The sequence below is a fragment of the [Flexibacter] sp. ATCC 35208 genome (assembly GCF_001975825.1).
Classification (GTDB): Bacteria; Bacteroidota; Bacteroidia; order Chitinophagales; family Chitinophagaceae; genus Chitinophaga.
The window spans coordinates 1-11,161 of sequence record NZ_MTKN01000109.1 but is presented as its reverse complement, the minus strand read 5'-3'; the positions used below and the strand labels follow the sequence as shown (position 1 = coordinate 11,161).

The following is an 11,161-nucleotide window of genomic DNA, read 5'->3' as shown; positions in this document are numbered from 1 at the left end:
CCGTAAATGGGTAATTCTATAGATTTTAACGAAGATATTCAAACGTGCCTTTCAACCATTCATGCATACCAGCGCCCCTACGACTCAACGTAAATAAGGAACAGTAACATCTCTCTTGTAGGTGTTACTGTTTTCCTGTTTTAGCACATCCTAACTTTCTTCCCGACCTCCTAATTTTCTACTTAAAAAATCAGCTTACCTTCACTCCAAAGACGAAAGCGAGTACTTTTACCACCCATCCATTTCCAGTTTTCCCACATTCATCAATGGCCCAACCAGGTCAAATTATGCTTTTTTCATAACCGTTAACCTCAGGCAGAAAGTGAGTCTGGGAGATCAATTCGTTTTACACACAAATATTGTCATTGTATATAGACTCCCGGATTCACTGACTGTCTACCTACTTTGCTTTGCTAAACCTATAAATGGCATGCAGCATAAAGAATCTGCTTACTACCGAAGAAGAGCCAATAGACACGCTATTTGCAGAAACATTATAGGAAGAACTATTTCGCTGGTTAAATACATTATTACATTCCAATAATATAGTAATCTTATCTCCGAAAAATTTCTTCCCAATATTCATATCCATAGATAATGGATTAGCGATCGCTCCGGAAGCATACCCCCAATTTAATTGTTTATTACCCCATGCCTCCAATGAAAATCCTTCCGGGAATTTGATAAACAAGTAACTTCCCATATTGAAAGTATGACAATCAATTACAGTCTCTTCCGTAATATTATATTTACTTCTATTAAATTGATAGCCGAAATTGGGTATGAAGGTCACCCACCCAAAACGTAATTGAGGATTCAATTTAATAGATACATTCCAGATATCATTATACTTTTGAACATTATTAGCAAATAAAATATTATGGCTATACTTCGTTCCCATTTCCATCCGGATACTATTCTTTACTTTACCAAATTGTCTGCTCCAACCCAGTTTTGCCTCTCCTGAAAAATTCCCATTTGTGTTTAAATAGTGGGTTTCCTGTTTTACAGTCCCTAATACATCCTCTATTAAAATAGTATTCACCGCTATATCATGAATATTCTTTGTATACATCCCCCTGCCCCAGAAACTACTCTTCCCGGATCGGGTAAATTCAGCTATCACCGAATGAGACTGTCCTATTTTCAAACTAGGGTTGCCTACTATGGGATATTGGATATTACTAAGATCTGTAACAGGCGCTATTTGTTGATAGGTTGGAAACCTTGTTTGTCCTTGATAATTTATACTAAACAACAAGGAAGGCCACTTATAACGAAACTTTAAAACCGGGAAAATTGTGGTCCCGGAACTAGTTGTAGTTGTTTTTAACTGGTTAGGAGAAATAGCTAACCCTATGGTATATTCAGCATTGCCTTTTGCTAATTGGTAGTTACCTTCTACCTGGTGTTGATAAACTGCATATTTGTATTGACTACTAAGAGAATCTACTGGCAACAATTTCCCATTTTCATCTCCCCAGCTTGTCAATTGGGAATTTTTAGTTATTCGGTTTTGATAAATATATTTCAATTCGAAACTTGCATTTTCTTTCACCGGTTCCACATAAGAAATCGCCAATGAACTATTATTCCCTAATTCATCCTTATGAATTTGTTGGAGTATGGTTGAGTCTACATAGGATGTATCATTATAATAACGAATTTTATCTGCCTCATCAGTTTGATATTTACTATCATTATTATTTAGTGACAATTGGAGCGACAAAATCCTTCCTGATTTATTAAAGGTATGAGAAGCTAAAACACTTCCACTCCAATTATTACTCTTTCTTTCCTGGCTGATGACATTATTAATATCCTTTTTCTGAAACCCAGTCTGGTTCGTAGCCGAATTATTTTGACTAACAGTATTAGTATTGCCAGCAGAAAACTGAACGAGTACTAAATCATTGTCAGTTATTTTATACTCTGATTTCAGGTTCAACTCTTTCAACTTATTCGCACTATAATTAGTACCATTATTCACACTATTGAGCGTACCATTATCAGTAATATCAGTTGACTGTGAAAATGATTGGAAAACAGCGCTTTGATTGTTCATCCTGCCTGACACATTCAGTGATAACTGCTTATTAAAATTATAGTGATAACCAGCCTCGCCATTGGTAATAGTCCCATTTCCACCGGCGGCATCCTTGTTGTTATTATTTACCATAAAAAAGAGCTGGTCTTTGGGGTTATGGAATCCACCATTTGCTGCTACCAGGTACTTATTCTCATTGCCTAATCCCCCATCAACTCTAAGGTTATAAATGGTAGATATATCTTTAGGGGTGACAAGATTAATCGTAATATTTGGAACACCATTCCTTCTTCCGGTCAATCTACCTAATTCATCATAGTCATCTACAAATTGAATCTTGCTGATCATGTTTGCAGGAATAATGCTGGTTAATGATTTGATATTACTGATCATATATTCCTGTCCATTGATCTTAATTTTCGTCACTTTCTTTCCATTAATAGAAATGCTTCCGTCAGGTTCCACATCCAATCCAGGAAACTTTGTAAAAAGATCCTGTACCATCTCATACTTATCATTGATATATTGATCCACATTGAATTCGACAGTATCAAATTTTAATTTCATGGGTGCGGCCGTGCCTTTCACCACAAATTCTTTTAAACTCTTAGCGCTTGGGTTTAATACCACCTCATACGGTGTCAATTTATTAATATCAAAATCCAGGACACTGGTGTCATATCCCAGGTAGGTAGTTCTGATTTTGGTCCCTGACTGAGGAGATATCTTCGTATTAAAGAGGCCATCAACATCACTTACGCAGTGTGCAGAATCTTTTGAATTGTACACAAATATATTGGCGCCTATAACAGGGTTACCAGATGAATCCTTCACTTTGCCTCTAATGATTGAACCTGATTGTGCTTTTAATGAAAGCATTCCACCAAGGAGGATAATGAATAGTGGTATACATTTCATACGTTGGGCTTAATTCAATGGATGTTATATCTTATCAAAGTAATAATACCATAAGATCATATTGGTAGTACAGGAATCATTTTTCTTTAGAGATCCGGCAAAATTTACTACCGACGAAAGTAATCTCATCTATTTCACTTCTTATCAAGACAAAATTTGTCACTTTTTTATATTACAAAACCCTCCACTTTGCAATTTAGAAAAAACAGGTCCCAATGAAAATCCTAAGTAGGAGGATTCAGATATTAGTATGTATACTAGTTTTCCCCCCTTTCCTGTCTGTTGCCCAAACAAACGAAATCAGAGGCATAGTAACGGACTCTTCCACTGGTCTGCCAGTAAGAGACGTTACTATCTCTGTTTTGAAAGAGAATAAGGCAATTGCTACTTCATTTTCCGATCAAAAGGGCCAATTTATTATTCAACAGCTTCCTACCGGTACCTATCAGCTATATATTTCCATTATGAGTTATCAACCTTATAATCAGAAAATCAGTATCTCAAAATCTTATACTAATCTTGGCAAGATCATGTTGAAAAGTAAATACATTACTTTAAATGGATTTGAGATTAAACAATCCATTCCCCCTGTTGTGATTAAAAAGGATACGCTCGAGTTCAATGCAAGTAGTATTAAGACCAGGCCTAATGCAGTAGTAGAAGAATTACTGAAACAAGTTCCGGGCATTTCGGTCGATCCTAGTGGTAAAATAACTGCACAGGGAACAGCTGTAAAAAGGATTCTTGTAGACGGCAAACCATTTTTTGGAGATAATGTAGCCCTTACGACTAAAAATTTACCAGCAGAAATAATAGATAAAATTCAACTCATTGAGGGAAAATCCGATCAGGCCCAGTTTTCAGGATTTGATGATGGAAATAATGATAAAATAATCAACATTACCCTTAAAAAGAATAAACGCAGAGGGATGACCGGAGCTGCAGCTGTCGGATATGGTACCAATGACAGGTACGCTGGAAACCTCAGCATCAATAGCTTTAGTGAGAAAGATCGTATTTCAGTAATTGCGAATGCTAATAACCTTAATGACAGATTTTTTAATCCTGGTAGCACCTCTCCAGGCATGGTACCCGATAATGGAATATCGGATATATGGTCCGGGGCTATTAATTACAATGTAGAAAAACGAAAAAATCTCCAGGTTGATGTTAGCTATTCAGCAAACCGAAACCATTCTCAGAATAATACCATTAGTGCAAGGCAAATTTTCTTACCAGATACTTCCTGGTTTTATAACCAACAATCGTTGAATAGCTCACGTACTACCGAACATGATCTTAGAATGAGGGTCATGTATAAAATAAATACCTCTCAATCACTGTTAATCGCTCCACAATTAACCTACAAAACTAACAATACAATCCTGGACAATAATTACCAATCTTTCAATCAAAATAAAGATACCAGCATAATTGGCATCGCGCACAATACAACTCAACAAACTACCCCTAACATGGGACTTCATGGTTTATATAGGAAAAAATTCAAAAAGCCAGGCCAGACCTTTAGTGCAGATGTGAATTTCAATACCAGCAATGACAATGGCAAAAACACTTACCAAACAAAAGATACACATTTATCGCCGGCCTATACCACAGGCTATAATAGACTTTCTCAAAATGATAATACTGCTAACAATACGACATTACGGCTTAGCTATACAACACCATTTACAAAAGATCGGGTAATGGAATTATCTTATTCACTCAATAAAAATGTTAATAACCTAACAAATAAAACATACGATCAGGACTCGATCTCTGGTAAGTATGATAGCATCAATGACAGCCTTAGCAATATTTCCAGCAACAAATCGCTGGCCCAAAACGCAGGTATACAGGTTCGCACTAATAAACAGAAATATGATTATTTATTAGGTATAAACACCCAGTTTATTACATTGAACACTGAGAACACGATTGCACCATCTTTTCATAAAAGCTATATTAGTTTTTTCCCTTCCGCCAAACTTAGAATATCTATCTCTAAGGAAAAAGCTATTCAATTTGGCTATAATGGTAGCACTATCTTACCTACTACCCAGCAGTTACAACCTTTACCTAACCTGGCGAATTCCTTATTAATACAGGAAGGGAATCCAGACCTCAAACCATCGTACAAGCATAATGTAATGGTTGGATATAATGTATTTAATCTGCAGAGCTTATCAGGGTTCTTTACATTTATAACAGGAGAGGTTACCCAGCATAAGGTGATTAATTCAACTCGTTACGACAGCTCTGGCCGTCAGTATTCCAGACCAATCAATGAAAATGGAGCCTTTAACCTAAAAGGCTACTTCGCTAATAGCTATTTTTTAAAACCTATTTCCACCAGGATCAACTTATCCACTGATATTGGGTATAATAGGGATATAACCTTGACATATATCAATGCCAAAGAGACCCGTTCATTTGTTCATAATTACAACGTCAATGAAGATTTAAATATCAACTATCGATACAAAACAATTTTCGACATTAACACTTTGGCCAGACTTAGTTATACTGGTAATAAATACGATGCACTTTCAAATAATAATACAAATTACCTTACTTACTATTTATCTATCAACTACAATTTAAATTTACCGGCAGGATTTATAATAGGTAATGATCTACGGTATACTGTTAATACCGGAAGAGCTGCTGGGTATAATACGACGATAGCCTTACTGAATGGCTATATTGCGAAAACACTATTTCATCAGCAACAAGGGATGGTTAAATTATCCGGGTATGACCTTTTGCACCAAAACAAAAGTATTTCAAGGAATATTGCAGATAATTATGTGGAGGATATCAGGCAGACAGTGCTTCAACCTTACTTTATGCTGAGCTTTACCTGGTTTATCAAAAATTATCCAGCAGGGAAAAGCCAACCTATTTCAAGCGAAGTTTCTAAACCATCATAAATGGAACTGAGTTATCAATTCAATAAAGGGCGGGCTTATCTAAGCCTGCCCTTTTACTTAAAATACTATTCAAATATTATGATGATTTTACGCTTTTTACATTTAATTTTTTACTTATGAACTCTAATCCAAGCATCCTGATCTTTGCTTCTTCGTCTCCTATTGTTATTCCCCACCTTGCCTCCATAAAATCCAACAATTTCAATCCTCTTTCTAAAATATCTTTAGGGGTCCACGCCGACAACTTACTTACTTCATTTTCTGAATAGGAACCATAACGATACCCTACCTTATTTACATCATTATCTACTTTTTTGCTAAAACATCCATTCTGTAAACTTGAATTTTTAGGTTTCGAAAGTGGTAATAAGTTACCTAAAGAATTAACAAGTGCAGTCCTTTCTCTACTCGTATAAATGTTAAACTCATTTTTCCAACAAGGATCCGTGGCCTTTTGCGGATATATATGTTCTACCGTAATATAATCCTCCTTTTCAGTTGAGAATTGTTCCCAATTTATTTTTAATCGCTTCGTTTTTGAGTTCTCTTTCAGATGAAAATCATACTCAAATAAAAAATACCGTATTCCATTCCAGGAATAAAAACCATCATTCTTTATTTTTTTTGTCACTTCTTCCCAAAAATCGGAATTTTGAATTGAAGCTATTGCATCACTAAAAAATCTCTCTAATTCTGACACGGAAATAATTCCCTTAGCTAATTCAATTGCCTTTCTATCTGAAAAATGAGGATCGAGATAATAAACACCTAATCGCCATAAATTACAAAACCCAAATCTTTCAAGCGTTTTTAAGAATTTAATTCTAATATTTCTTGTTGACTTTTTTAAATAATATGACAAAAGTAGCGGCTCAAACTGATCAAGGCCCATTCTATATAACCTTTCCAGTAATAATTTTTCTTCATCATCATAATCAGATGACAACATTGGGTTATGAATACTAAACCAGATTTCCACACTTTTCTTCAAGCTGGCTATATAATTATCAATATCCTGAATTGTTAATTTCTTATCATATAGACTCTTTAGGCTAAACTTATTCTCTAATAAAAACTTTGCATAATATTCCCTAAAAAACCATCGTGATCGCCTTGCTCCTCCTAAATACTCATCCAGGTCTAATTCTCCCCCGATATAAATCATAAAATGATTCATCAGGAATAAATCGTCATGTAAAATATTATCCTTATTTTTCCCCAGATAATGATATACTGCTTTCCAGGTAGTATTAATTCTTTTTCTCAGTAATTCCTTTTCATTCTCGTCTGTATTAAACTTAGTAGACAAATAAATTAGCCTATTTTTTAATAGCTCCAAATTTGATAATGGTTTCCCCCTATTGTTCATTGTCTCAAAAGCAATGAACACATCAATATCAGAAGTGATACTATAAATATTAAACAGGAGATTTTGCGTTACCTTTTTAAAAATCTCTTCTATTTCTTCAAATTTTAATTCCCTTAATTTTTCAATGAAGAAATCTTTTGCAAAAATTAAATTATTCGTATAAATAGTCTCTTCTTTTGTATACCCGTTCGTTGATTGTTCATTGAATATCCTGGTCTTCAAAAACTCATAACTAGGATTATCCTTTTCATACCCAAAAATATAAGACCTGGAAATTCCCTTGTCTTTCGAATCGAAAATATACCGCTTTCTAATCTCATCAAGGGTTGAGTAATTCAAAGTTTGTTTTTCATCAACTACCTCTGTAATTGCCTGAATTAATATAATAATAGTAGATAATCTCTGTTGACCATCCACCACATAAAATGGCTCAAAACTTTTAGAGGTAATGATCCATCCATCATCCAGCCACTTCGTAAAAGTAGCTTGTGGGACTTTCTCTAGAGTTAATACACCTACATAATGGTTCTTCCCCTCGTCTAATAACTTCACATCACTCCAAAACTCCTTCAATTGTTTCACCGTCCACGCGTACCCTCTCTGATAATCCGGTATTCTATAAATCTTATCAGTAAATATTTTTGAAACTGATTGTAACTGATTGTCCATATGTAGAATCGAAACTTTTTTTATCTATACATTATTACTCACATGCTATTATTGTAACATTAGACGGCTCTCGTTAACAACTGATTAACAAACATTTAACTAAAAAAGCAGGCCTTGCGAGCCTGCTTCATATAATATCTCTCTTTAATTAAAATATTAACCCAATGCACAATTTCTTATCTGCCTTGGACTTACCTTTCCATCAAATGCAGCTATCATCTTACCATCCTTCCCATAAATAGCTATAAACGGTACACCAGCCGTTTCATAATAATCAGCGAAAAAATTCGAATAGTCCTTTCCCATAATCACATTCTTAAATTTATCCAATTTATATTCTTTATAAAACTTCTTCATATCTCCAAACTCAGATGTCGTCACAAAATAAAAATCAATATTTTTCATCTTATCCATATAATCGGCAATTTCCCTTGCTTGCGCCTTGGAAAACACGCAATAAGTTCCAAAATAAACAAACACCGCAGGCCTGCCACTTTTTATATGCTCTGTATTATAATAAGTAACACTATCAGATAGCAAAACAGTGTAATGAGGAATAGGCTTACCTTCTAATCCTGTTTTTTCAGGTACACGGGCATAGCATCCTGCTAATAGGGCTGTCAACAACAACAGGCTAAAGTATTTCATATAATTATTTTTTTGAAGTCGTGGGTTACAAAATGGAAATACATATGCAATCAAATGTAAAATTGTAACAGGGATTATTTCTTAGGAGGTCGGGGCAAAATATAGTAATTAGCCTATAGAATACCAAGCTAACGACTAATAATTAAGCGAGGGCAACATTTGATTCATATGAAAAGCCCCAGTCGATACAATTAATGGTATTATTACCATAAGTATTTAAATTAGAAAATTGGAAATAACTGATATTTATTTTTAAATAAAATAAATACCTGATATTCAACAAAATAAAAACTCCCGTAAGAAGTAAAATAAAGCATTCTATAAGCGGACACAACTTTATTAATTATTAATAATAAATAGCTTTAATGTAGATTTAGCTTTTTTTATTAAAAAATAAACATTAATTTTGTATTGCATTACTCAAAGAGTAAAGGCGCTGGCAAGTGGCTTGTCCATTCAATCGCAATGCCTAAAGTTGCGTTCCTCACTTACGAAGTGGGGTTTTTTTTGCCTATTTTTTTCTTTCTCTATATTCATTAAGATACTTACGAAATTTTTCAGTATTATATTTGTCAACGCAATAAGCTGTCACTAATAATAAATCAGGTGAAACTTCCCTTAAAATAACAACGAATTGAAGTGTCTGAACCCAATAAAAATATTGTAATGCGCTATCATCACCAACTCTTTCAAAATATGATACTAAAGGGCTATCCCAATTGTCCAATATCGGCTTAATCCAATGTATTCTATTTGCTCTGTCTCTGTCATACTGTCTTTTATCTGTATAACCGCTTTTTCTCGTGACTACATGGACAAATCCTTCAAATTTTCTTTTAAACAGAGGGTGATGGGATAAATTCCTATTAACTGTAACTATTTTCCCTCTATGGATGAGAGGCGTATGGCAAAAGTCATGGAGAAAATGACCATACATTTCATATAGTTGTTCAGCAGTTGGAGCATCAATGCTAAGCTCTGTCTCATCAAACAATAAATCTAATTCGTCTAACGGCATTTCCTATTATAACTGTTTTGGCTGATGGTCAAAAATATTGAATTTCTTTTCCCAGGGTTCAGTTCCTTCATCCAATAGATACCCGGATTTAGTTTCTATATATTGTACCAATTCAATCTTAGCTTTATTGGAATTAGGTAATTTGTCTAGCCCTCTTGCTTTAAAAGTAATGGCACCAATAAAAAGGTCAGTTAATTGCAACAAATCACTTTCATTAGAATGAATATGCTGAAAGTTTACAAATGGAGAACTACCATCATGCTTGTTGTGTAAAACCTCATCTATTTTTCTCAACCTTTCTTTACCTCTTGTGTCTTTTACATCTAAAAATACCCTGTATTGATTTGCTGAAGGATTAGTTGCAGATTCTAGCAAAAAATAAATTAGCTTATAATAAAAATTATCATGATTCCCTTGATTAAATTGCTTATTATCTAGCTTATTTTTATACTTAACCAGGATGCATCGAAAAAAAATATCAGTTTCAAAAAAATAATCGATTAACGCTTTATATAAATTCAATCGCGAAACAGAAAGATTGTTCCATTTTATTTCAGTTGGATTTTTATAGCGCAATTTGATTTGCTTTACCTCATTTTTTATATCAAAATATTGGTCATCATTAATTTTCATATACCCTATACACATAACAGGCATACCGTCATGCTCTAAATGGCAACTTTCATCTATATACAGATTATACATATTATATTTACAATTTTAAATAATCATAAATTCTATTTTACAAAACATACTTTATGTTAAACTACCATAATAATTAAAATATAAGCTCAATTCTTTGAAAAAATATTTTCAAAATTAAACCTTAAAATGTTCTTCACTTCTATTGTAGCAGTATCTTTAATATTTCGAGAACTCCCCTGTAATCATACTTAACAAAGAAGGATCTGCTTTTCTGCCCTAATATTCTATAAATGGACCATCACTTTCAATTAACAACCGGTCCTTGAGAATTTGCTTTAATAAATTATTCCTATTATTGGACTTTACCATTGTAGAATTAATTGAATAATAAAACCTATAATTTATCCCTCTTTCTAATTCTACATTAGAACCAGAATACCAATAAAAAATAACTTTCCCAGAAAAATTATTCCCGATTATAGATAATACTTTTTTATCAGCTCGCCGAGAATGGACTGCTAAAATTTTGCTTTCATTTTCTGCACAAATAGATATAACATTTTCATTTTTTTTTGTATATTAAAATCTATTGAGGACTCATTTAAATTATCCAATCCTATTTCTGCACATATCGAGTTCTATCAGTGAGATTCGAAAAAGTTCAACCGGTTATTATGTTTTGAAACTAATTCTAGATGATAACCTAATGACGCTTTTAATTTATTTACATCCAGTACATAACCTTTCTGTATTTGCAAATATCCCTGGAAGATTGGTTATTGCAATTGTATAAATTTTTTGTTGTTCAATAGAAGGCACAAATTTTCCTGGATTTCGTACTAAATCCAAGTGAAAATGAGTATCAAATGACATTTATTATTAGCTATTTAATTCTACTTTGCCAAGTTAAA

At 33.6% G+C, this 11,161-nt stretch carries 7 protein-coding genes; 1 reads left to right on the top strand and 6 read right to left on the bottom strand.

Annotated elements, in window-relative coordinates; genetic code table 11:
* Positions 1–400: 400 nt before the first annotated feature.
* Entirely contained in the window at positions 401–2,965 is a 2,565-nt protein-coding gene (locus tag BW716_RS33285) for an outer membrane beta-barrel protein (protein ID WP_083730378.1), read from the bottom strand.
* 215 nt (positions 2,966–3,180) lie between these two features.
* Between BW716_RS33285 and BW716_RS33280 the strand changes: the two genes are divergently transcribed.
* Positions 3,181–5,901 (top strand): outer membrane beta-barrel protein, encoded by a 2,721-nt coding sequence (locus tag BW716_RS33280; RefSeq protein ID WP_083730377.1) that lies wholly within the window; start codon positions 3,181–3,183, stop codon positions 5,899–5,901.
* 76 nt (positions 5,902–5,977) lie between these two features.
* Here BW716_RS33280 and BW716_RS33275 read toward each other — a convergent pair whose 3' ends face one another.
* The 5 genes from BW716_RS33275 to BW716_RS39300 all read right to left on the bottom strand — a co-directional run bounded on the left by BW716_RS33275 (position 5,978) and on the right by BW716_RS39300 (position 10,799).
* Positions 5,978–7,939 carry a DUF262 domain-containing protein gene (locus BW716_RS33275; protein WP_083730376.1) on the bottom strand — a complete coding sequence of 654 codons (1,962 nt, stop codon included), beginning with the start codon at positions 7,937–7,939 and terminating at the stop codon, positions 5,978–5,980.
* 156 nt (positions 7,940–8,095) lie between these two features.
* Positions 8,096–8,587, bottom strand: coding sequence for a hypothetical protein (locus BW716_RS33270; RefSeq protein ID WP_083730375.1), 492 nt, complete (start codon positions 8,585–8,587; stop codon positions 8,096–8,098).
* Positions 8,588–9,098: 511 nt separating this feature from the next.
* Complete coding sequence (locus tag BW716_RS33265; protein WP_083730374.1) at positions 9,099–9,605, bottom strand: hypothetical protein; 507 nt, start codon at positions 9,603–9,605, stop codon at positions 9,099–9,101.
* 6 nt (positions 9,606–9,611) lie between these two features.
* A complete protein-coding gene (locus tag BW716_RS33260) occupies positions 9,612–10,310 on the bottom strand; it encodes a DUF3800 domain-containing protein (protein WP_083730373.1) in 699 nt (232 codons plus the stop codon).
* Positions 10,311–10,526: 216 nt separating this feature from the next.
* On the bottom strand, positions 10,527–10,799 hold the full coding sequence (locus tag BW716_RS39300) for a TatD family hydrolase (protein WP_368678229.1): 273 nt from the start codon (positions 10,797–10,799) through the stop codon (positions 10,527–10,529).
* Between the last annotated feature and the right edge of the window lie 362 nt (positions 10,800–11,161).